The 21,824-nt window shown below is 71.5% G+C and carries 18 protein-coding genes and 1 tRNA gene; 8 read left to right on the plus strand and 11 right to left on the minus strand.

Annotation, left to right across the window (positions count from 1 at the left end; all coding sequences use genetic code 11):
• The 4 genes from DEI95_RS06520 to DEI95_RS06535 all read left to right on the plus strand — a co-directional run bounded on the left by DEI95_RS06520 (position 1) and on the right by DEI95_RS06535 (position 2,953).
• Positions 1-77, plus strand: a tRNA-Pro gene (locus DEI95_RS06520).
• A 36-nt stretch (positions 78-113) separates the two neighbouring features.
• Positions 114-1,457: a trigger factor gene (gene tig, locus DEI95_RS06525; RefSeq protein WP_110823811.1), complete on the plus strand. Its 1,344-nt coding sequence runs from the start codon at positions 114-116 to the stop codon at positions 1,455-1,457.
• Positions 1,458-1,637: 180 nt separating this feature from the next.
• Positions 1,638-2,267 (plus strand): ATP-dependent Clp protease proteolytic subunit, encoded by a 630-nt coding sequence (locus DEI95_RS06530; protein ID WP_110823812.1) that lies wholly within the window; start codon positions 1,638-1,640, stop codon positions 2,265-2,267.
• A 26-nt stretch (positions 2,268-2,293) separates the two neighbouring features.
• Positions 2,294-2,953: an ATP-dependent Clp protease proteolytic subunit gene (locus DEI95_RS06535; protein ID WP_110823813.1), complete on the plus strand. Its 660-nt coding sequence runs from the start codon at positions 2,294-2,296 to the stop codon at positions 2,951-2,953.
• A gap of 67 nt (positions 2,954-3,020) precedes the next feature.
• Here the strand turns inward: DEI95_RS06535 and DEI95_RS06540 are convergent, their stop codons facing one another.
• Positions 3,021-3,632: a copper resistance CopC family protein gene (locus DEI95_RS06540; protein WP_258365727.1), complete on the minus strand. Its 612-nt coding sequence runs from the start codon at positions 3,630-3,632 to the stop codon at positions 3,021-3,023.
• A gap of 59 nt (positions 3,633-3,691) precedes the next feature.
• Positions 3,692-4,444 carry a YcnI family protein gene (locus DEI95_RS06545; RefSeq protein WP_111059750.1) on the minus strand — a complete coding sequence of 251 codons (753 nt, stop codon included), beginning with the start codon at positions 4,442-4,444 and terminating at the stop codon, positions 3,692-3,694.
• 185 nt (positions 4,445-4,629) lie between these two features.
• On the opposite strand from DEI95_RS06545, the gene clpX reads away from it, so the two are divergent.
• A complete protein-coding gene (clpX, locus tag DEI95_RS06550; RefSeq protein WP_111059751.1) occupies positions 4,630-5,910 on the plus strand; it encodes an ATP-dependent Clp protease ATP-binding subunit ClpX in 1,281 nt (426 codons plus the stop codon).
• Positions 5,911-5,979: 69 nt separating this feature from the next.
• On the opposite strand, the gene DEI95_RS06555 is transcribed toward clpX, so the two are convergent.
• The 4 genes from DEI95_RS06555 to valS all read right to left on the minus strand — a co-directional run bounded on the left by DEI95_RS06555 (position 5,980) and on the right by valS (position 11,670).
• Positions 5,980-8,007, minus strand: coding sequence for a M3 family metallopeptidase (locus DEI95_RS06555; RefSeq protein WP_111059752.1), 2,028 nt, complete (start codon positions 8,005-8,007; stop codon positions 5,980-5,982).
• Between the two features lie 26 nt (positions 8,008-8,033).
• Positions 8,034-8,615: a TetR/AcrR family transcriptional regulator gene (locus tag DEI95_RS06560; RefSeq protein ID WP_111059753.1), complete on the minus strand. Its 582-nt coding sequence runs from the start codon at positions 8,613-8,615 to the stop codon at positions 8,034-8,036.
• A 102-nt stretch (positions 8,616-8,717) separates the two neighbouring features.
• The gene (locus DEI95_RS06565; RefSeq protein WP_111059754.1) at positions 8,718-8,969 is read right to left on the minus strand and encodes a hypothetical protein; all 252 of its coding nucleotides are present in this window, start codon (positions 8,967-8,969) and stop codon (positions 8,718-8,720) included.
• 103 nt (positions 8,970-9,072) lie between these two features.
• On the minus strand, positions 9,073-11,670 hold the full coding sequence (valS, locus tag DEI95_RS06570; protein WP_258367503.1) for a valine--tRNA ligase: 2,598 nt from the start codon (positions 11,668-11,670) through the stop codon (positions 9,073-9,075).
• 217 nt (positions 11,671-11,887) lie between these two features.
• Between valS and proP the strand changes: the two genes are divergently transcribed.
• Positions 11,888-13,474 (plus strand): glycine betaine/L-proline transporter ProP, encoded by a 1,587-nt coding sequence (gene proP, locus DEI95_RS06575; RefSeq protein ID WP_258367504.1) that lies wholly within the window; start codon positions 11,888-11,890, stop codon positions 13,472-13,474.
• Between the two features lie 115 nt (positions 13,475-13,589).
• Here the strand turns inward: proP and DEI95_RS06580 are convergent, their stop codons facing one another.
• The 4 genes from DEI95_RS06580 to DEI95_RS06595 all read right to left on the minus strand — a co-directional run bounded on the left by DEI95_RS06580 (position 13,590) and on the right by DEI95_RS06595 (position 19,055).
• A complete protein-coding gene (locus tag DEI95_RS06580) occupies positions 13,590-15,257 on the minus strand; it encodes an ABC transporter ATP-binding protein (protein ID WP_181436219.1) in 1,668 nt (555 codons plus the stop codon).
• Positions 15,254-16,210 carry an ABC transporter permease gene (locus DEI95_RS06585; RefSeq protein ID WP_258367506.1) on the minus strand — a complete coding sequence of 319 codons (957 nt, stop codon included), beginning with the start codon at positions 16,208-16,210 and terminating at the stop codon, positions 15,254-15,256. The genes DEI95_RS06580 and DEI95_RS06585 overlap by 4 nt, the downstream gene beginning before the upstream one ends.
• The gene (locus tag DEI95_RS06590; protein WP_258367507.1) at positions 16,207-17,265 is read right to left on the minus strand and encodes an ABC transporter permease; all 1,059 of its coding nucleotides are present in this window, start codon (positions 17,263-17,265) and stop codon (positions 16,207-16,209) included. The genes DEI95_RS06585 and DEI95_RS06590 overlap by 4 nt, the downstream gene beginning before the upstream one ends.
• 137 nt (positions 17,266-17,402) lie before the next feature.
• The gene (locus DEI95_RS06595; RefSeq protein WP_111059756.1) at positions 17,403-19,055 is read right to left on the minus strand and encodes an ABC transporter substrate-binding protein; all 1,653 of its coding nucleotides are present in this window, start codon (positions 19,053-19,055) and stop codon (positions 17,403-17,405) included.
• Positions 19,056-19,086: 31 nt separating this feature from the next.
• Between DEI95_RS06595 and DEI95_RS06600 the strand changes: the two genes are divergently transcribed.
• Together DEI95_RS06600 and DEI95_RS06605 are read left to right on the plus strand one after the other, a co-directional pair.
• Positions 19,087-19,686, plus strand: a complete 600-nt coding sequence (locus tag DEI95_RS06600; RefSeq protein WP_110900697.1) for a TetR/AcrR family transcriptional regulator — start codon at positions 19,087-19,089, stop codon at positions 19,684-19,686.
• Positions 19,687-19,925: 239 nt separating this feature from the next.
• The gene (locus tag DEI95_RS06605; RefSeq protein WP_111059757.1) at positions 19,926-20,723 is read left to right on the plus strand and encodes a hypothetical protein; all 798 of its coding nucleotides are present in this window, start codon (positions 19,926-19,928) and stop codon (positions 20,721-20,723) included.
• Between the two features lie 12 nt (positions 20,724-20,735).
• Here the strand turns inward: DEI95_RS06605 and DEI95_RS06610 are convergent, their stop codons facing one another.
• Positions 20,736-21,803: a cation diffusion facilitator family transporter gene (locus tag DEI95_RS06610; protein WP_110823824.1), complete on the minus strand. Its 1,068-nt coding sequence runs from the start codon at positions 21,801-21,803 to the stop codon at positions 20,736-20,738.
• Positions 21,804-21,824: the final 21 nt, after the last annotated feature.

Consider the following 21,824-nt stretch of genomic DNA (forward strand, 5'->3'; position numbering starts at 1 on the left):
CGGGGCGTAGCTCAGCTTGGTAGAGCGCCCGCTTTGGGAGCGGGAGGTCGCAGGTTCAAATCCTGTCGCCCCGACCAGGTCACATCGAACGTCAACCAACAGGAGAACATCCCTTGGCCACCAGCACCGTCGACAAGGTGAGCGACACCCGCGTCAAGCTCACCGTGAACGTGACGCCGGAAGATCTCAAGCCGAGCATCGACCACGCGTACAAGCACATCGCCGAGCAGATCAACATCCCCGGCTTCCGCAAGGGCAAGGTCCCACCGGCGATCGTCGACCAGCGTGTCGGCCGCGGCGAGGTCCTGAACCACGCCGTCGGTGACGCCATCGACACCTTCTACCGCCAGGCGGTGGACGAGCAGGAGCTGCGCATCCTCGGCCGTGCCGAGGCCGACGTCGCCGAGCTCCCGAACGTCAAGGACTTCTCCGGCGACCTCGTCCTCACCTTCGAGGTGGACGTGCGTCCCGAGTTCGACCTGCCCGACTACGGCTCCATGGAGATCGAGGTCGACGCGGTCGAGGTCTCCGACGAGGAGATCGACGAGGAACTGCAGAACCTCCGCACGCGCTTCGGCACGCTCGTGACCGTCGACCGTCCGGCCAAGGTCGGCGACTTCGCGCAGCTCGACCTCACCGCCACCATCGGTGACGACGAGGTCGACTCGGCCACCGGCGTCTCCTACGAGATCGGCTCGGGCGACCTGCTCGAGGGCATCGACGAGGCGCTCGAGTCGCTCACCGCCGGCGAGTCCACCACCTTCGAGTCGAAGCTCGTCGGTGGCGACCGCGAGGGCGAGACCGCCCAGATCGCCGTGACCGTCACCGCCGTCAAGGAGCGCGAGCTCCCCGAGGCCGACGACGAGTTCGCCCAGATCGCCAGCCAGTTCGACACGCTCGACGAGCTCAAGGTCGACCTCAAGGAGCAGATCGCCAAGTCGAAGACCTTCGGCCAGGGCGCTGCCGCTCGCGACAAGCTCGTCGAGCAGCTCCTCGAGTCGGTCGAGATCCCGATCTCGGAGAAGCTCATCGAGGACGAGGTGCACCGTCACCTCGAGCAGGAGAACCGCCTCGAGGATGACGAGCACCGCAAGGAGGTCGCCGAGTCCAGCGAGAAGGCGTTCCGCTCGCAGATCCTGCTCGACTCCATCGCCGAGAAGGAGCAGATCCAGGTCTCGCAGGAGGAGCTCACGCAGTACCTCATCCAGGCCGCTGCCCAGTACGGCATGGAGCCCGCCGAGTTCATCAAGGTGATCGACCAGAACGGCCAGATCCCCGGCATGGTCGGCGAGGTCGCCCGCTCGAAGGCCGTCGCGACGGTCCTGTCGAAGGTCACCGTGAAGGACACGGCCGGCAACCCGGTCGACCTGTCCGCGTTCACCGCGGGTGTCGCCCAGGGCGACGACGTCGACGCGGACGAGACCGACGACGAGTCGGCCGAGGCCGACGCGAAGTAGTCGCGACCATCCTCACGAACGGGAGGCACGGTGCCAGCTGGCACCGTGCCTCCCGTTCGTGTCCCCGCACGTTCCGACCGTGTTCCCGGTCTGCCTGACCGCCGACAGCGAACACACGAGACCACGTGCGTTGCAACCGATAAGTTCGACAACAAGCGACAACTGAACGGGAGCTTTTCCATGGCCGAAGCAACACTGAACCCCAGTGTTTTTGACCGCCTTCTGAGAGACCGGATCGTGTGGCTCGGCTCCGAGGTCCGCGACGACAACTCGAACGAGATCGCAGCCAAGCTGCTGCTCCTCGCCGCCGAGGACCCTGAGAAGGACATCTACCTCTACATCAACTCGCCCGGTGGCTCGATCACCGCCGGCATGGCGATCTACGACACGATGCAGTTCGTGCCGAACGACATCGTCACGGTGGGCATCGGTCTCGCCGCGTCGATGGGGCAGTTCCTGCTCTCGTCCGGCACGCCCGGCAAGCGCTACATCACGCCGAACGCGCGCGTGCTCCTGCACCAGCCGTCCGGTGGCTTCGGTGGTACCGCCGCCGACATCCAGACGCAGGCGAAGGTCATCCTCGACATGAAGCAGCGGATGGCCGAGCTCACGGCTGAGCAGACCGGCAAGTCCATCGAGCAGATCCTCAAGGACAACGACCGCGACAACTGGTTCTCGGCACAGGAAGCCCTCGAGTACGGCTTCGTCGACCACCTGCGCGCCTCGTCCGCCGAGGTCGTCGGTGGTGGTGGCACCGTCAGCGACGGCGAGACCCCCACGCCGGCCGCCGAGCCCGACGCCCAGTCCTGATCCCCACCGAAGAAAAGGAAACGAGAATGCATCTCCCCATGCTCGGTGGCGCGCAGAACGTCCCGGCTCCCACCGACCGGTACATCCTCCCGAGCTTCGAAGAGCGCACGGCCTACGGCTACAAGCGGCAGGACCCGTACGCGAAGCTGTTCGAGGACCGCATCGTGTTCCTCGGCGTGCAGGTCGACGACGCGTCGGCTGACGACGTCATGGCCCAGCTGCTCGTGCTCGAGTCGATGGACCCGGACCGCGACATCGTGATGTACATCAACTCGCCCGGTGGCTCGTTCACCGCGATGACGGCGATCTACGACACGATGCAGTACATCCGTCCGCAGATCCAGACGGTGTGCCTCGGTCAGGCCGCATCGGCCGCGTCGGTGCTCCTCGCCGGCGGGACCCCGGGCAAGCGCCTGGCGCTCCCGAACGCCCGCGTGCTCATCCACCAGCCCGCCGTCCAGCAGGGTGGCGGTCAGGCGTCCGACATCGAGATCCAGGCGGCGGAGATCCTCCGCATGCGCACCTGGCTCGAGGAGACGCTGTCGAAGCACTCCAACAAGACGCCGGAGCAGATCAACCACGACATCGAGCGCGACAAGATCATGTCCGCGCAGGAAGCGGTGGAGTACGGCCTGATCGACCAGGTCCTCACCAGCCGCAAGAACCTGCCGGCGCTCGTCAAGTAGCGCGACACGACGACGGCCCCGTACCGGATCGGTACGGGGCCGTCGTCGTGTCCGAATGTGGGCTGGCTCAGCCCTCGTCGGGGTCGTCGGCGGCAGGCGCCGGGCGACGACGGACGAGCAGGAGCACGGCGACCGCCGCAGCCACGACGACGAGGCCGCCCGCGCCGATCCACAGGGCATCGGACGCGGTGGACGACGTCGTGCCGGACTCGGTGCCCGTCGTGCTCGCGGCCGCTGACGACCCACCCGCGTCCGCGGCACACGTCGGCGGTTCCGTGGAGCCCGCTGCGGGGGAGAACCCGGCGGGCGCGTCCCACGTGAAGTCGTACGAGTCCGAGACCGTGTGCCCGTCCGCGGAGATGATCTGCCACTCGACGGTATACTCCCCGGAGTCGCCGAGCGCGGCGGCGGTGGTCATCGTCGGACCGTCCACGTCGACGCAGCCGTCCTCGAAGTACTCCCCGTCCGGGCCGACCACGCGGAAGGCGAACCCGGAGTCGGTGTCGCCGATGTCGAGCAGGCGGTCGTTCGTGGTGATCGCGAACGACTCCGGCAGCTCGGTCAGGGTGCTGTCGGCCGCCGGGGTGGCGGAGACGAGGTAGTTGTGCGCGCTGGCGGGGGCAGCGAGGCCGAGGACCGCGCTGCCCGCGATCGCGAGCGCCGCGGCGGACGCGGCCACGAGCCTCCCGGCCCGACCGCGCACGTCCGCCGGGCGCGAGGCCGTCTGCGTGCCCGACGTCACTTCGTGCTGCCGCGACGGCGCGACGCGGCGACCGAGACGACGAGCGCGACGGCGCCGAGGAGCAGGCCACCGAGGCCGAGGAACCGGCCGACCAGGTCGGGGTCCGCCGGAGCGGTGGAGGACGCAGTGGAGGCGGTGGTCGCCGCCGACTCGCCGGACTCGGTGGACTCCGTGGCGCCGTGGGCGTGCTCGTCCTCCGCGGTGTCCGCCGCGGTCAGCGTGATCGTGGGCGCCGGGTGCTCGGGCTCGGCCTTGCCGGCCTCGGTCGTCTGGTCCCACTCGGTGGAGCCCTCCTCGCAGGTCTGCGAGACGGGCATCGCGACGGTGTCGCCGGCCTTGCCGTCCGGAAGGGCGAAGGAGAGCGCGAAGGTGTCGCGCTCGTCGGCGGGGAGCGGGGTCCTCGCGGTGTAGGTGACGCTCGTGACCCGCTCGGCCGCCGCTTCCGACTCGTCCTCGTCCGCCGCGGCACTGGGCGCCGTGTACGGCTCGGTCTCCTTCGTGATCGTCCAGTTCGGGTTGACCGTGGGCGTGACCTCGATGACGGACTCGGGGACGTGGAACCGGAGCTTCGTCGTGGGGGAACCGTCGCAGCCGTGCGGGACGGAGAACGTCACCGTGGTGTACGAGTTCGCCGCCGTCGAGGTGGCGTCCGCGCCGACGTGTGCGCTGGCAGCGGCCGCGGAGCCGAGGACGATCGCGGCGGCGACACCGAGGGTGGCGACGCCGCCGGTGGCGAGGCGCTTGTGCATGGTTCCTCCAGGAGCCGTTCTCTACAACTTGTAGAGCAACGGCGACCACGCTACCAGGCTGCCGACGCCGTGGGCGAACGCGGCCGGGGGTCCCGCGCTGTGTCGGCGGATGCGGTTAGGCTCGGTCCCACGACGACCTCGTGCACCGCACTGGCGGCGCGCGTCGACCAGGGAAGGCCGAGAGCATGGCACGCATCGGAGAGAGCGCCGACCTCCTGAAGTGCTCCTTCTGTGGGAAGAGCCAGAAGCAGGTACAGCAGCTGATCGCCGGCCCCGGCGTCTACATCTGCGACGAATGCGTCGAACTCTGCAACGAGATCATCGAGGAACGCCTCGCCGAAGCGGGGGAGGACACCGGCAGCGGCGAGTTCGACCTGCCGAAGCCCCGCGAGATCTTCGACTTCCTGCAGGAGTACGTCATCGGGCAGGACCCGGCCAAGCGTGCCCTCGCGGTGGCCGTCTACAACCACTACAAGCGTGTCCGTGCGCAGGGGCAGATCACCGCCGCCGAGGACCGCGACGACGTCGAGATCGCGAAGTCGAACATCCTGCTCATCGGTCCGACCGGCTGCGGCAAGACCTACCTGGCGCAGACCCTCGCGAAGCGGCTCAACGTGCCGTTCGCCGTCGCGGACGCCACCGCCCTGACCGAGGCCGGCTACGTGGGCGAGGACGTCGAGAACATCCTCCTCAAGCTCATCCAGGCCGCCGACTACGACGTCAAGCGCGCCGAGACCGGCATCATCTACATCGACGAGGTCGACAAGATCGCGCGGAAGGCCGAGAACCCCTCGATCACGCGCGACGTCTCCGGCGAGGGCGTCCAGCAGGCGCTCCTCAAGATCCTCGAGGGCACGGTCGCCTCCGTCCCGCCGCAGGGCGGCCGGAAGCACCCGCACCAGGAGTTCATCCAGATCGACACGACGAACGTCCTGTTCATCGTGGCCGGGGCGTTCGCCGGGCTCGAGGAGATCGTGTCCTCGCGCGTCGGCAAGCACGGCATCGGCTTCGGCGCGCAGCTGCACAGCCCGCTCGACCAGCAGGACCTGTACGCCGACGTCCTGCCGGAGGACCTGCACAAGTTCGGGCTCATCCCGGAGTTCATCGGTCGCCTGCCCGTCGTCACGACGGTGTCGAAGCTCGACCAGGCCGCGCTCATGCAGATCCTGACCGAGCCGAAGAACGCCCTCGTCCGGCAGTACCAGCGCATGTTCCAGATCGACGGCGTCGAGCTCGAGTTCGACCAGGGTGCGCTCGAGGCCATCGCGGACCTCGCCGTCCTGCGGCAGACGGGCGCTCGCGGCCTCCGGGCGATCATGGAAGAGGTCCTCGGGCCGATCATGTTCGACATCCCGTCGGACGACGACGTCGCTCGCGTGGTCATCAAGCGGGCCACCGTGCTCGAGAACGCCGCGCCGACGATCGTCCCGCGGTCGCAGCCGAAGCGCGTCGAGAAGTCCGCGTAGCGGCGGCGACGGCAGCGGCGCACCGCCGTCGCCGTCGCCGCCGTCGCGCGGCCTACTCGTGCCCGCGGCCTACTCGAGCCCGCGGCGTCGCAGGAGCGGCCCGACCTCGGCGTCGCGGCCGCGGAAGGCGCGGTACGCCTCGAGCGGGTCCTTCGCCCCGCCGACGCCGAGCAGGAGACGGGCGAACCGCTCGCCGGCCTCGCGCGAGAGCCCGCCGTTGTCGCGGAACCACTCCACGGTGTCGGCGTCGAGCACCTCGCTCCAGATGTAGCCGTAGTACCCGGCGTCGTACCCGCCCGAGAACGTGTGCGCGAAGTACGTCGACGAGTAGCGGGGCGGGACGGCCGGGGCGTCGACGCCGGCGTCGGCCAGGGCCTGCCGTTCGAATGCCTCGACGTCGGTGACCGCGGCCGCTTCGGCAGCGGTGAGCCGGTGCCAGGCCTGGTCGAGCAGTGCAACCGCCAGGTACTCGGTCGTGCCGAAGCCCTCGTTGAACCCCTCCGAGTCGCTGAGCCCGAGGACGAGTTCGGGCGGCATCGGCTCGCCGGTCTCGTGGTGCTTCGCGTAGTTCGCCAACACCGAGGGCCAGGTCACCCACATCTCGTTGACCTGCGACGGGAACTCGACGAAGTCACGCTCGACGTTCGTGCCGGAGAACCGCGGGTAGGTCGTGCGGGCGATCAACCCGTGCAGCGCGTGTCCGAACTCGTGGAACAGCGTCTCCACCTCGTCCTGCGTCAGGAGCGTGGCCGAACCCGCGGCGGGCTTCGGCACGTTGAGGTTGTTCACGACGACGGGGAGCGTGCCGAGCAGGTGCGACTGCTCCACGACGGGGTTCATCCACGCGCCGCCCCGCTTGCCGTCCCGCGTGTGCAGGTCGAGCAGGTACAGCCCCACGGGCTCGTCCTGCTCGTCGGTGACCTCGAACACGCGGACCTCGTCGTTGTAGCCACGGAGGTCGGGTCGTTCGGTGAACCGCAGGCCGTACAGGGCGGTCGCCGCGTGGAAGACGCCGTCGACCAGGACCCGGTCGGCTTCCAGGTAGGGGCGGAGCGTTCCGCTGTCGGCGGCGAACTGCTCACCGCGCAGGACCTCGGTGGCGTACGCCCAGTCCCACGACTCGACCTCGTACCCGACGGTCCGCGACCGCACCGCCCGCTCGTCGCGTGCGTTGGCGGTGGCGGCCGGCACGAGCGACGACAGCAGCCCGGCGACGGCGTCGGGGTCGCCGGCGGTCTCGTCGGCCGTGACGACCGAGGCGTGGTCGCGGAACCCGAGCAGCTCCGCGCGCTCGGCACGGAGGCGCACGATCCGCAGCAGGACGTCGCGGTTGTCGAAGGCGTTGCCGCGGCGTCCGCGGGAGAGCGACGCCTCCATGATCCGCTGTCGGAGCCCGCGGTCGGTGAGCGTGGCGAGCCAGGGGTGCCCGGTGTAGAGCGGCAGGGTGACGAGCCAGCCGTCCAGGCCGCGGTCGGCCGCTGCGGCGGCGGCCGCGGACAGTGCGCCGTCGTCGAGTCCGGCGAGCTCGGACTCGTCGGTGACGTGCACGGCCGCGTCGTTCGTGTCCTCGAGCAGGTTCCGCTCGAAGGTCGTCGTCAACGAGGAGAGCTCCTGGTTGACGGCGGTCAGTCGTTCCTTGCCGGCGTCGTCGAGTCCGGCGCCGGCGAGCGTCATCTCGGTCAGGGTGCGGTCGACGAGGCGTCGGTCCTCGTCCGACAGACCGGCAGTGTCCTCGAGGTCGTCGTGCACGGCCCGCACGCGCGCGTACAGGCGGGCGTCGAGCACGACGGCGTCACGGTGAGCGGCCAGGAGCGGGGACAGTTCGGCCTCGAGGTCGCGGAGCGCGTCGGTCGAGTCGGCCGAGGTGACGGTGGAGAAGACCATCTCGACCCGCTGCAGCAGCTGTCCGGACCGTTCGAGCGCGACGAGGGTGTTCTCGAACGTCGGCGGGTGCGGGTCCGTGGCGATCGCCTCCACCTCGGCGCGGTGCTCGGCCATCCCGGCGTCGAACGCCGGTCGGTAGTGCTCCGTCCGGACGTCGTCGAACGGCGGGAGGGCGTAGGGGAGAGTGCTCGGTTCGTCGAACGGAGTGGCCATCCCCACAACCTATCCACCGACCCGTGTCAGGGCGTGGCGGCGTCGATGAGGACCGCGGCTGCGCGCCGGGCGTGGACGGCAGCGTCGGGGGTGCCGGCGATCGCGGCGGTCGTCTGTGCCCCTTCGGCGAGGAGTGCGAGCTGCGCGGCGAGCTCCTCGGCGCGCTCGACGTCGGAGACGGCCTGCACGGCGAGCTCACTGACGAAGCGCTGGAACGACTCCTTGTGCTCCCGGGCGATGACCGCGATGGCCGGCGAGGTCGCGCCGAGCTCGCCGAACGCGTTGATGAACCCGCATCCGCGGAACGTGTCGTCACCGAACCACGACTCGAGGAAGTCGTAGACGGCGAGCATCTTCGCGCGCGGGCCCTCCGCGGAGTCGACGGCCGCGCGGATGCCCCGCTCCCAGAGCCCGTGCCGCCCGGTCAGGACGGCGGCGACGAGCTGGTCCTTGCCGGGGAACGCGGCGTAGAGCTTCTTCAGCGAGACCCCGGCGGTCGTCCGGATCTCGTCCATGCCGACGGACTGGATGCCGCGCGCGTAGAACAGCGCATCGGCGGTGTCGACGATCCGTGCCGTCGTCTCCGGCTCGACCGTGCTCGTGGCCATGCGCACTCCGTCCGTCCACTGTCCGCCGGCCGGGCCCCGCGCCGGGAACGCTGGTTCTCCACTGTACGCCGCGGACGGTTCCCCCTGGGCTCCGCGTCCCCGTCAGTCTTCCGAACCCGCGTCGTCCGGGTCCGTCACCTGCGCGTGACCGAGCGGGTCGAGGTGGATCGACGTCCCGTCGTCCAGCTCGACCACGGGCTTGCCCTCCAGGAAGGTGAGCGTCCAGCGCCACGTCGACGCGTCGACCGATTGCGCCGCCAGGTCCTCCTCGACGCTGCGGACCGCGACGATCATCGTCTCGGGCAGCCGCGCGGGCGGCTCCGCACCGACGTTCCATCTCGTGCCCAACTGCATGTGTGCCTCCAGTCCGTGGGTGGCGGGGACGCAGGACGCCCCGCCCGTGTCTCCACGGTAACGGGGCGTCCTCGGTGTCCGGGTCGCGGCCCGGGTGCTCCGACTAGGCCGAGGGCTGCTCGGCCAGCTCGATCTCGGTGACCGCGAACTCGTCGCCGTCCACGAAGGCGAGGTCCTGGATGCGGCCGACGGCCGCCAGGTCCACGGCCGCGCGCTCCACCAGTTCGCGGAGGTCCGCGGGCGCCTGCACGACGGCCCGGGTGACGGGCGTCTTCTGGGACGCCTTCGCGGCCGTCTTCGCACCGCGGATGCCGATGAGCGCCTGCCCGACGGCGGCGAGCAGCCCGGTCTCGGCCTGGTCGACCGGCAGGTCGGCCCGCGTCGGCCAGGAGGCCCGGTGCACGCTGGTCTCGTGGGTCCAGGCCCAGACCTCCTCCGTCGCGTACGGGAGGAACGGGGCGAGCAGACGGAGCAGGACGTCGATCGCGCCCCGGAGCGCGAGCACCGCGCTCGCCTGGGTCTCGTGGGTCGCGTCCGCAGCGGTGCCGTAGGCACGCTCCTTGACGAGCTCGAGGTAGTCGTCGCAGAAGGTCCAGAAGAACCGCTCGGTGATCTCGAGCGCACGGGCGTGGTCGTACGCCTCGAACGCGGCCGTCGCCTGGTCGACGACGGTGCCGAGCGCGGCGAGCATGTCGACGTCGAGCGCCTCCGTCACCCGGTGGGCGCCGGTGGGCAGCTCGAAGCCGTAGACGAACTTCGCCGCGTTGAGGACCTTGATCGCGAGACGACGGCCGACCTTGATCTGCTTCGGGTTCTGCGGGTCGAAGGCGGCATCGGTCCCGAGCTTCGACGAGGCCGCCCAGTACCGGACCGCGTCCGCCCCGTGCTGCTCGAGGATCGACAGCGGCGTGACGACGTTGCCCTTCGACTTCGACATCTTCTTGCGGTCGGGGTCGACGATGAAGCCGGAGACCGAGGCGTTCGTCCACGGAACCACGTCGGCCTCGAGCTGGCTGCGGAGCACGGTCGTGAACAGCCAGGTCCGGATGATGTCCTGCGCCTGCGGGCGGACGTCGTACGGGTACACCAGGCCGTAGAGCTCGGGGTCGGTCTCCCACTTGCCGGCGAGCTGCGGGGTGAGGGACGAGGTCGCCCAGGTGTCCATCACGTCGAGTTCGCCCTGGAAGCCGCCGACGACACCGCGCTGCGACTCGTCGTACCCGGGAGCCGGGTCGGACGAGGGGTCCACGGGCAGCTGCGCCTCGGTCGGGACGATCGGCTGGTCGAAGACCGGGTTGCCGTCGGCGTCGAGCGGGTACCAGACCGGGATCGGCACGCCGAAGAAGCGCTGGCGCGAGATGAGCCAGTCGCCGGACAGGCCACCGACCCAGTTCTCGTACCGGACCTTCATGAAGTCGGGGTGGAACGCGATCTGGTCCCCCCGCTCGAGCAGGGTCGCCTTGAGCTGCTCGTCGCGGGCCCCGTTGACGATGTACCACTGGCGGGTGGAGACGATCTCGAGCGGCTTGTCGCCCTTCTCGAAGAACTTGACCGGGTGGTTGATCGTCTTCACGTCGCCGACGAGCTCGCCGGACGCGGTGAGGGCGTCCACGACGACCTTCTTGGCGGAGAACACCGTCTTGCCGGCCATCTCGGCGTAGAGCGCGCGGCCCTCGGCGGACTCGATCCACGCCGGCTCCTCCGAGCGGATGCGGCCGTCGAACCCGATCACGGAGCGGTTCGGCAGCTGCAGCTCGCGCCACCACACGACGTCCGTGGTGTCACCGAACGTGCAGATCATCGCGATGCCGGCGCCCTTGTCCTTCTGCGCGAGGTGGTGTGCGAGCACCGGGACCTCGACGTCGAACAGGGGGGAGCGGACGGTCGTGCCGAACAGGTCCTGGAAGCGCTCGTCGTCCGGGTGCGCGACGAGGGCGACACAGGCGGGCAGGAGCTCGGGGCGGGTGGTCTGGATGACGACGTCACCGCTGCCGTCGGACTTGTGGAAGGCGAGGCCGTGGTACGCGCCCGGCATCTCCTTGTCCTCGAGCTCCGCCTGGGCGACCGCGGTGCGGAACGTCACGTCCCACAGGGTCGGGGCGTCGGCCTGGTAGGCCTCGCCGCGCTCGAGGTTGCGGAGGAAGGCGCGCTGGGCGCTCGCGCGCGAGGTCGCGTCGATCGTGCGGTACGACTGCGTCCAGTCGACCGAGAGCCCGAGGGTGCGGAAGAGCTCCTCGAACTGCTGCTCGTCCTGGACGGTCAGCTGGTCGCAGAGCTCGATGAAGTTGCGACGCGAGATCGGCAGCTGGTCGGCGGCCTTGCTCGACTTGCCGTCGCCGCCCTCGAACGGCGGCGTGAAGTCGGGGTCGTAGGGGAGCGACGGGTCGCACCGGACGCCGTAGTAGTTCTGCACGCGACGCTCGGTGGGGAGCCCGTTGTCGTCCCAGCCCATCGGGTAGAACACGTGCTTGCCGCGCATGCGCTCGTACCGGGCCTTGAGGTCGGTGTGCGTGTACGAGAACACGTGCCCGATGTGCAGCGAACCCGAAGCGGTCGGCGGCGGGGTGTCGATCGAGTAGACGGCGGACCGGTCACCGGCGGCGGCGCGGTCGAACCGGTAGGTGCCGTCCTGCTCCCACTGCGGTCCCCAGACCTGCTCGAGTCCGTCCACCGATGGCTTGTCGGGCATGGGCTTGGTCATGGCTGCGCCTTCCGTTCGTATGTGCGGCACCGAGTCCGTGATGAGGTGCCTGAGTGTCCCCGCGCTCGACAGGGTCCCTCCAGCGTAGTGGTCGCCCCGTCCCCACGAGCCCGACTGGTAGGCTTCCGGGGTTTGTCCGGCGAGCGCGGCTCGCAGGTCGCCAGTGTCGCCGCCTCGTCGGACGCCCGAAGGACGCACAGCACACCGGAGGAACGACTTGCCAGCGAACGACACACCGACGCAGCCGCACGGGGACCGCCCGTTGCGGACGAAGGGCGCCGCCAAGCGCGCCCGGCGGAAGCTCACCGAGGACGACGTCACCGTCGTCGAGGAGTCGCTGCTCAAGCGTGCCGTCGCCGCGGCGGCGCTCGGCAACGCGATGGAGTGGTTCGACTTCGGCATCTTCGCCTACCTGACCGTCACCATCTCGAAGGTGTTCCTGCCGGCGGGCGACCCGACCTCGAACCTGGTCGCCACGTTCGGCTTCTTCGCCGCCGCGTTCATCGTCCGCCCGATCGGTGGCGCGGTGTTCGGTCCGATCGGCGACAAGATCGGCCGGCAGAAGGTCCTCGCGCTGACGATGATCCTGATGGCGGCGGGCACGCTGATGATCGGCCTGATCCCGTCCTACGACACGATCGGCTTCTGGGCGCCGGTGCTGCTGCTCGTCGCGCGGTTCGTGCAGGGCTTCTCGACGGGTGGTGAGTACGGCGGTGCCGCGACGTTCATCGCGGAGTACTCGCCCGACAAGCGCCGCGGTTTCATGGGCTCGTGGCTCGAGTTCGGCACGCTCGCCGGCTACGTGCTCGGCGCCTCGATCGTCACGGTCCTGCAGTACGCGATGCCCGAGGACGCCCTGCTGAGCTGGGGCTGGCGCATCCCGTTCATCGTGGCCGGCCCGCTCGGCCTCATCGGGCTGTACCTGCGGCTCAAGCTGGAGGAGACCCCGGCGTTCCAGAAGCAGCAGGAGCAGGCTGCCGAGCGCGAGTCGCAGAAGACCCCGTTCCTCAAGCTCTTCGCCGAGAACTGGCGCTCGCTCATCGTCTGCATCGGCCTCGTCCTGGTCTTCAACGTGACCGACTACATGCTCCTGTCGTACATGCCGACCTACCTCGAGACGAACCTCGGGCAGAACGCCACGTTCGGCCTCATCCTCATCGTCATCGTGATGATCCTCATGATGGTCGTCATCACGTTCAGCGGACGGCTGTCGGACCGGTTCGGTCGTCGCCCCGTGCTCGCCGCGGGATGCATCGGGTTCATCTTGCTGTCCTGGCCGGCGCTGAAGCTCGTGCAGACCGGCACCGGCCCCGGCGTCTTCGCCGGCCTGCTCATCCTCGGTCTGGTGCTCGTGACGTTCACGTCGACCATGCCGTCGACGCTCCCGGCGCTGTTCCCGACGATCATCCGCTACGGCGCGCTGGCCATCGCGTTCAACGTGTCGGTCTCCCTCTTCGGTGGCACGACGCCGCTGGCGACGCAGGCGCTCATCGCCGGGGCGAAGGACGCCGGTTTCGGCTGGGCCGAGGACATCCCGGCCTTCTACCTCATGCTCGCCGCCCTGATCGGGCTGGTCGCCGTGTACTTCACGAAGGAGACCGCGAGCTCACCGCTCATGGGCTCCGGCCCGACGGTCGCGCACGAGGACGAGGTCGCCGACGTCATCGCGGAGTACGACGACCCGACCTCGGAGCTCGCGCAGTCCGACTGGGCGAAGGACTTCTCGACGAGCCAGTTCCCGGTCGTCCCTGAGGACGGCAGCGCCCCGGGATCGCGCGAGGAGCAGGCACCCGCCGGTTCCTGACCCGCCGACCACCCGGCCGGGAGGCCCGTCTTGCGTCCGCAGGGCGGGCCTCCCTCGCGGATCGTCCTCTGCCCCTGACGAGTCGGGGCGGTCCCGGCCGCTCCGGGAGCCCGGGTCAGGCGGGCTCGGTCGGGCCGGCGGTGAGCCGTTCGGCGGCACGAACGAGTCGCACGGTGACCGGATGCGTGGGCTGCTCGAGGAGCACGCCGGCGGGACCGGACTCGACGACGGCGCCCTCGTGCACGACGAGCACGTCGTCGGCCAGCCGCCGGACGGCCCGGAGGTCGTGCGACACGAACACCATCGCGACACCGGTCTCGTCCCGGAGCCGTTCGAGCAGTGTCAGCACGGCGTCCTGCACGGTCGCGTCGAGGGCGGTGACGGGCTCGTCGAGCACCATCACCTCGGGCTCGGTCGCGAGGGCCCGGGCGATCGCGAGCCGCTGCCGCTGCCCGCCGGACAGGGTGCGGGGGGAGCGACGCCGGAGCGCGGGGTCGAGCCCGACCTGCCGGAGCGCCGTCGCCACCCGGTCGCCGAGGGGTCCGGTCGCGCGCCGAGCCCGGCCGCCGGTGAGCGCGTCCGCGAGGACCCGGTCGACGTCCCACCGTTCGTCGAACGTCGCGCCGGGGTCCTGTACGACCGCGGCGATCCGCGGGCGACGATGGCGACGGTCCCGTTCGGGCAGCGGCGCCCAGGGCTCGCCGCCGAGGGCGACCGTGCCGTCGTCGGGGGTCTCGAGCCCGAGGAGCATCCGCGCCACGGTCGTCTTGCCGGAACCCGAGGCCCCGACGATGCCGAGCACCCGACCACGGTCGACCCGGAGCGACACCTCGCGGACCGCCGGGACCCCGGCGTAGGTCCGGCGGAGTGCATGCGCCGCGAGCACGGGGGTCTCGACGGGACGGCCGGCAGCTGCGGCATCGGCGATCACGACGCCTGCGGCCCCGACGTCGGCACCGCGGACGCCGGCGATCGGACCGCCGCGCAGGGGGCCGTCAGCCGTCCGCGCCGCCCGGACGAGTGCCCGCGTCGCCTCGTGCCGGGGTGATCCGAGCACGTCCGCGGTCCGCCCGTCCTCGACGACCCGTCCGCCGTGCATCACGACGACCCGGTCGGCCCACCCCGCGACGAGCCCGAGGTCGTGCGTCACGACGAGCACCCCGGTGCCGTGCAGCTGCGCCGCGCGGAGCTGCTCCATCACGGTGAGGGCGATGCCGGCGTCGAGCGCGGTCGTCGGCTCGTCGGCGACGAGCAGCCCGGGGTCCGCGATCGTGGCCGCGGCGATGAGCGCCCGCTGCCGCATCCCGCCGGACAGTGTCCCGGCTGTGCGCCCCTCCGTGGCGAGCGCGGGGTCGAGTCCGACCGCCTCGAGCGCCGCTCCCACGGCGTCGACACGCTCGCGAGCGGTCAGGTCGGTGTGCAGCCGGAGTGCGTCGGCCACCTCCCGCCCGACGGGACGGAGCGGGTCCAGGGCGCCGAGGGCCTCCTGGCCGACGTAGCCGACGAGGCGTCCCCGGACGTCGCGCCACCGCCGATCGGACAACGCGCGGACATCGCGCCCGGCGAGCACGAGCCGGCGGGCGCCGATGCGGACGCCGTCCGCGGAGAGCCCGAGCGCAGCCCGGACGGTGACCGACTTGCCGGAACCGGAGGCGCCGACCAGGGCGACCAGCTCACCCGGGGCGACGTGGAGGTCGACGTCCTCGACGAGCGTCGTCGTCCCGACGGTGGCAGCGAGCCCCGCGACGTCGAGGACGGGCTCGGCGGTCCCGGCGCTGCTCACCGAGCATCCCCACGTCGGCGGAGCGCCCGACCGAGCACCGTCACCGCTGTCGCGAGGACGACGATCGCGAGGCCCGGGAACGTGCTCATCCACGGGGCCGTCTGCAGGTAGGTGCGGCCGTCGGCGAGCATGGCGCCCCACTCCGGCGCGGGTGGCGGTGTCCCGACGCCGAGGTAGCTCAGGGCCGATGCCCACACCACCGCCTGACCGATGCCGAGCGTGCCGACGGCGACGATCGGCCAGAGGGCGGCGGGCAGCACGTGGCGGAACACGATCGCGGCGGGGGAGCGGCCGAGGAGCACGGCGGTCTCGACCACCTGCGACGCCCGCGCGGTCCGGACCAGCCCCCGCACGATCCGGGCGTACCCCGGCGCGGTCGCGAACCCGACGGCGAGCATGGCCGGCACCGGACCCGGGCCGGTCACCGCGATGACGACGAGCGCGACGAGCAGCAGCGGCAGCGCGAAGGCGACCTCGGTCACCCGACCGACGACCGCGTCGACCACCCGTCCACCGAGCCCGGCCAGGACGCCGAGCAGCACGCCGGTCACGCCGCCGACGAGCGTGGCGACGACGCCGACCAGCAGCGACGCCCGGGTCCCGGCGACCACCCGCGCCAGGACGTCCCGGCCCGACTCGTCGGTGCCGAACGGACGACCCGGGCCTGGTGGCAAGAGAGCCTCGGCCGGGGAGACCGCCAGCGGGTGCGCGCCGCCGAGCAGCGCCGGCCACAGGGCGGCGATCACCGCGACCGCCACCACGGCGGCCGCGATGGTGCCTGCCGGCCCGAGCGTCCCCCCACGGAATCGCTCGGACCGGCGTCCGGCGCGTGCGCCGGACGTCTCGGACGGCCTGGTCGGCGTGCCGCCGGACCTGCCGTCGGGGTCGGTGCCGGGTCCGGGAGCGACCGGCTCGGTGCCGGACGGGAGGCCCGGGTCGAGGATGCCGCTCACCGTGCCTCCGCCTGGTCCGGCGTCCCGGATCCGTCTGTCCCGCCGCCCGTGACCGGCGCCGCCACGGTCGGTGCCAGGACGACCTCCGGTGGCCGACGCCGCTGACCACGGCGGGCGCCGGCCGACGGGCCGCCCCGCTCATCGGCGGGCTGGCCGCCACGCGGGTCGACCGCGCGCTCGACGAGGTCGGCCACGGCGAGCACGACGACGTACGCCGCCGCCGACACGAGCGCGATCCCCGCGACGAGGGGCATGTCCCGCTGCGTCACCGCGGTCACGAGCGCCCGGCCGATCCCGGGGAGCGCGAACACCGACTCGACGACGACGGCCCCGGACACGAGCGACCCGAAGGCCCAGGCGGACAGGGCGATCCCGGGGAGTGCGGCGTGCCGGAGCAGATGGCGACCGAACAGACCGGCGCGGGACTCCCCACGACCCCTTGCGGCCAGCGCGAAGGCGGACCGTTGCGCGTCCACCACGCCGTCGCGGATCGTCTCGGCCAGGTACCCGGCGACCGGCACCGCGACGACGAGCACGGGCAGGACCCAGCCGCGCAGCGTGCCGTCGCTCACGGCGGGCACCCACCCCAGGGAGCTGGCGAACACCACGATGAGCACGCTGCCGAGCCAGAAGTGCGGCATCACGCTGGCGGTGACGGCCAGGCCGGTGGTCAGCAGCGCCGCTGTCCGGCCTCGTTGCGTCGACCACCACGCGGCCACGACCGCCAGCAGCCAGGCGACCCCGAGCCCGGCGACCGCGAGGGTCAGCGTCACGGGCAACTCCTGCGCGAGGAGCGTCGACACCGGCGTCCGGAAGGCGTACGAGTCCCCGAGCTGCCCCGTCGCCAGACGACTGAGGAACACCAGGTACTGCACGAGGACGGGCTGGTCGAGCCCGTACTCGGACCGCACCTGGGCCACCGCCTCGGCCGACGCCTGGGACCCCGGCCCGCCGAGGATCGCGAGGGCGGGATCACCCGGGATGAGACGGATCGCGACGAACACGATCGTGGCGACGGCCCAGAGCACCCCGATGCCGCCGAGGACGCGGCGCACCGTCCAGCGCACCCAGCCCGCACGGACGGGCTGGCGTGCCGGACGGGCACCGGACCTCTCCCCACCGGCACGGCCCGTCGGCCGCTGGCGCGTCCGCCGGGAACCGGCGGCGCGGGCCCAGATGCGACGCAAGGGGATCAGCGCGCGATCCACGCCGTGCCGAACCACGGCGTCGAGACCGACGTGGTCGAGATGCCGTGGACGGCCGAGCGGTACAGGAAGTGGTTCTGCTGGTCGTAGAGCGGCAGGACCGTCCGGCTCTCGAGGATCGTCCGCTGTGCCTGCTCGACCAGGTCCGCTCGCTCGTTCGCGTCCGAGGTCTGCGACGCCTTCTCGAGCAGTTCGTCGAGGGCCGGGTCGTCGAGCTGCGCGAGGTTCGCGAAGTAGCCCGACGGTGCCGGGGTGATCGAGGCGGAGTCGTACAGGATGCGGAGGACGTCCGGGCCGACCTTCGTGTACGGGGCGCTGACGACGTCGTACTGGTTCTCCGCGAGTGCCGCGTACCAGCTCGACAGGTCGAGTTCCTGCAGCCGGACCTCGATGCCGACCTCGGCCTCGGACGCCTGGATCTGCTGGAACAGGCTGCGCTCGGCGGGGACGGACTGGTTCGTCGACACCGGGAACGTGACGGTCAGGGTCTTCCCGTCCTTCTCGCGGACGCCGTCGCTGTTGGTCTTCCAGCCGGCCTCGTCGAGCAGACGCTTCGCCTCGGCCGGGTCGTACGCGAACAACGACTCGTCCGAGTACGACGTCGGCTCGACGCTCGACAGCACGGAGTACGAGCGCTTCGCGGTGCCGAGGAAGAGCGACCGCAGGCCCGGGTCGATCTCGGCCGCTGCGATGAACGCCTCGCGGACGGACTCGTCGCGGAAGACGCCGTGGCCCGAGTTCAACTCGAGGCGGTTCGACGCACCCGGGCGGGGAGCGTCGAGGTCGCGGATGCTGCCCTTCGCCGAGGCTGCCTTGAGCTGGTCGGGCTGGGCGTTGTCGATGACGTCGACCTGGCCGGACTGCAGGGCCGCGTACCGCGAGGTCGAGTCGGGCAGGAACCGCCAGGTGAGTCCGTCCAGGCGCGGCTCGGTGGACGACCCGGCGAGCGGCGTGTACGCCGTGTTCCGTTCGAGCGTGACGCGGTCGCCGTGCTTCCACCCGGTGACCGCGAAGGGGCCGGTGCCGACAGGGGACTCGCAGTTCGTCGCCTGCTTCCGCTGGAGTGCCTTCGGGGACTCCATACCGACCCACGGCTGCGAGAACGACTCGAGCAGTGCGGCGTCGGGACGGCTGAGGGACAGCGTCACCGTGTGGTCGTCGGTGGCGGTCGCCTTCTCGATCGACTGCAGGGCGAGGTACCCGGTGCTCGAGGCCGTGGCCGGGTCCTGCACGTGCTCGATGTTCGCGACCACGGCCGCGGCGTCGAAGGGGGTGCCGTCGGTGAAGGTGACGTCGTCGCGGAGCGTGAACGTGAGGACCTTCCCGTCGTCGCTCGTCGTCCACTTCTCGGCGAGCTCGGGCGTCGGCCGCCCGTCGTCGTCGAGCCCGACCAGTTCCTCGATGTACTGCGTCGCCAGCAGCGCCTGCGGGTAGTTGCCGCCGACGTGCGGGTCCAGGCAGGTCGGCTCGGCGTCGCCGGAGGCGTAGGTGAGCGTGCCGCCGCTGACGGGCGTGCTGCTGTCCCCGGCGGCACCGGCGCCGGAGCACGCGGTGACGGCCAGGAGGATCGTGGCCGCGCCGGCGACGCCGGTCACGATGCGCCGCAGCGCCGGGCTTTTCTGTACTGGGTCCAAGATCATGGCTGGCCGAGTCTAGCGCTTTACTGGAGGCATGGACGAACCGATCCGCCGCGGTGGGCGACCGCGCCGCTCGAGCGCCGAGGTGCTCGCGGACGCCGCCGCCGAGCTCTTCCTGGAGCAGGGCTACGGACGGACCACGGTGGACCAGATCGCCGCCCGTGCCGGGGTGAGTCGGGCCACCTTCTTCAACTACTTCACCGCCAAGTCCGACGTCATGTGGCTCGACCTCGACGCAGCGGTCGCCGACCTGCCGCGGCACCTGGCGTCCTCGACCGAGTCGAGCGCCGTCCGTGCCGTCGAGGAGGCCCTGCTCGCCGCCGCCCGGGCGCACGACCCGGAGCGCGTGCCCTGGGCGATCGCGCAGGCCGAGGTGATGGACGTCGGCGACGGACTCGTCGCGAGCGTCGCCACCCGGGTGACCGCGCAGCACCAGGCGGTCGCGTCCTTCGTCGCCGGTCGGACCGGGGAGCACGCGGGGTCGCTCTGGCCGCAGACCGTGGCGGGCGCGATGCTCGGTGCCGCCGCCGCGGCGTTCGGGGTGTGGGTGCGGGACGGCGTCGCGCGACGGCCGCTCGTCGAGTACGTCGGCGCCGCGCTGACGCCCGTGGTCGCGGGGCTCGACGCGCGCTGACGGCGCCGGTCTGGCCGCACCGGTCCGCTGTCGCCGGTCCGGCCGTGCCGGAACGAGGTGCCGGTCCGGCACGGCCGGGTCGAGGCCGCAGACGGCAGACGGCAGACGGCAGGCGGTAGGCGGTAGGCCGACCCTGGCCGGGCCGGGCCGGGCCGGAGCACCGGTCTGCCCGCCCCGGTCCGCTGGTAGGTTCGGGATGCGCCGTCCGAGGGGGACGGCCACCGACATCAGGGGGACCCGTGTCCGACACAGCCGATCAGCAGCCGTCGTCGTCCGGACCGGGTCCGGATCCGGACCACACCGGAGGGCCGGACGGTCTGTCGGACCGTGGGCAGGGCCTCCCGGCCGACCAGGGCCAGGTGCCCCCGGCACCGCAGTGGACCGGCGGACGGGACGCGCGCACCGGGGCTCCGCAGGATCCGGCGCCCCCGGCGCCGCAGGTGCCCGGGCAGCAGCAGTACCCCGGCGGCCCGCAGCAGGTCCCCGGGCAGCAGTACCCGGCCGGCCCGCAGCAGGTCCCCGGGCAGCAGTACCCGGGCGGCCCGCAGCAGCCCTGGCAGGGTCCGGGCGCTCCGGTCGCGCAGCCCGGCGGCGCCGCCGCGTTCGGGACCCAGCCCCCGCAGCAGTCCCGGGGTCGCCGAGCGCTCGTCACCATCGCGGGCATCCTGGCGTTCGTCATCGCCGCCGCGCTGGTCCGCTGGGGCTTCGCCTCGTTCGGTGGTCCGTCCAAGCAGGAGCTCGTCGACGAGGGTGTCGCGAAGATCTCCGAGCAGACCGCGTTCCCGCGGCAGGTCGACGAGATCACGACCTGGACCGGGGTCGAGGCCGAGGACGAGGCCATCCACTACCGCTACCGGGTGGACGCCGACCCGGCCGCCGTCTCCGAGCGCACGATCCGTGACTCGGTGCTGTCGAACCTCTGCTCGACGGACGCGACCCGCGACATCCTCGAGGAGGACATCGCGATGCGGTACTCCTACGTCTTCACCGGCTCTGACCAGACCGTCGACCTGGAGTTCACGAACGACGACTGCTGACCGTCCCGGGGGTCAGGCGCGGAGCGTGCCGGCGCCGCCGGACGCCACGTCCTCGACCGTGCCGTCCCGGACCACGTCCGGGATGTCGTCGCTCGTCGGCCGCAGGACCGGGGCGCCCGGCACGGACAGCGTGAGCACCGCCTCCTCGACGTACTGGCTCTGCTCCAGCGAGTCCTCGATCCGGCGGAGCCGAGCGGCCACGTGCTCCTCGGTGTCGTTGCCGACGAGGTCGACCGCGGCGACGAGGTAGACGCGGGACGGTCCGACGAACTCGAGGTGCAGGTAGCTCACGCTCTCCACCTGCTCCCGGGCGAGCAGCTCGACGAGCACGGCGTTCTCGAGCTCCGGGGACGTGCTCTCCCCGAGCAGGAACCGGCGGTTGCGGTCGATGAGGACGATCGCGACCACCCCGAGCAGCAGCCCGACGGCGATGGACCCGATCGCGTCGAACACGGCGAGCCCGGTGACCTGGTGCAGGAAGACCCCGAGGAACGCGATGACCAGGCCGACCAGGGCGGCGGCGTCCTCGGCGAACACGGCCCGGAGCGTCGGGTTCGAGGACTGCAGCACGTGGCGGAGGACCGGGACCCGTCGCTTCGTCGCGGCGCCGCGGGCCTGCCGGAACGCCTGCAGGAAGCTCGTGCCCTCGAGACAGAACGACACCGCGAGCACGATGTAGTTGAGGGTGACGTCCTCGGCCGGGCCGGTGTCCCCGAGCTCGCCGATGCCGTGCGTGATGGAGACGATCGCGCCCGCGGTGAAGAGCCCGAACGCGGCGAACATCGACCAGATGTACGTCTCACGGCCGTACCCGAGCGGGTGTCTCGCGTCGCGCTTCCGGGCACCCCGCCGTTCCGCGACGAGCAGGAAGACCTCGTTGCCGGTGTCCGCCCACGAGTGCGCGGCTTCGGCGACCATCGACGCCGAGCCCGACACGAGGGCGGCGACCGACTTCGCGATCGCGACGAGCAGGTTCGCCCCGAAGGCGATGAGGACGGTGAGCAGCGACTCGGGCTTCTGCTGCGAGGACGAGGCGTCCGGAGCGGTCTCCGGGGCCTCGGGGGACGACGACGAGGGCATCGCTCCAGCATGCTCCCGTCC

Origin of the sequence: Curtobacterium sp. MCBD17_008 (assembly GCF_003234475.1) — a bacterium.
GTDB lineage: Bacteria > Actinomycetota > Actinomycetes > Actinomycetales > Microbacteriaceae > Curtobacterium.

Coding starts and splice junctions, on each gene's coding strand:
- DEI95_RS06530 (WP_110823812.1), top strand. CDS start 1,638: ATGGCCGAAGCAACACTGAACCCCAGTGTTTTTGACCGCCTTCTGAGA.
- DEI95_RS06535 (WP_110823813.1), top strand. CDS start 2,294: ATGCATCTCCCCATGCTCGGTGGCGCGCAGAACGTCCCGGCTCCCACC.
- DEI95_RS06545 (WP_111059750.1), bottom strand. CDS start 4,444: ATGCACAAGCGCCTCGCCACCGGCGGCGTCGCCACCCTCGGTGTCGCC.
- clpX (WP_111059751.1), top strand. CDS start 4,630: ATGGCACGCATCGGAGAGAGCGCCGACCTCCTGAAGTGCTCCTTCTGT.
- DEI95_RS06555 (WP_111059752.1), bottom strand. CDS start 8,007: ATGGCCACTCCGTTCGACGAACCGAGCACTCTCCCCTACGCCCTCCCG.
- DEI95_RS06560 (WP_111059753.1), bottom strand. CDS start 8,615: ATGGCCACGAGCACGGTCGAGCCGGAGACGACGGCACGGATCGTCGAC.
- DEI95_RS06565 (WP_111059754.1), bottom strand. CDS start 8,969: ATGCAGTTGGGCACGAGATGGAACGTCGGTGCGGAGCCGCCCGCGCGG.
- valS (WP_258367503.1), bottom strand. CDS start 11,670: ATGACCAAGCCCATGCCCGACAAGCCATCGGTGGACGGACTCGAGCAG.
- DEI95_RS06595 (WP_111059756.1), bottom strand. CDS start 19,055: ATGATCTTGGACCCAGTACAGAAAAGCCCGGCGCTGCGGCGCATCGTG.
- DEI95_RS06600 (WP_110900697.1), top strand. CDS start 19,087: ATGGACGAACCGATCCGCCGCGGTGGGCGACCGCGCCGCTCGAGCGCC.
- DEI95_RS06610 (WP_110823824.1), bottom strand. CDS start 21,803: ATGCCCTCGTCGTCGTCCCCCGAGGCCCCGGAGACCGCTCCGGACGCC.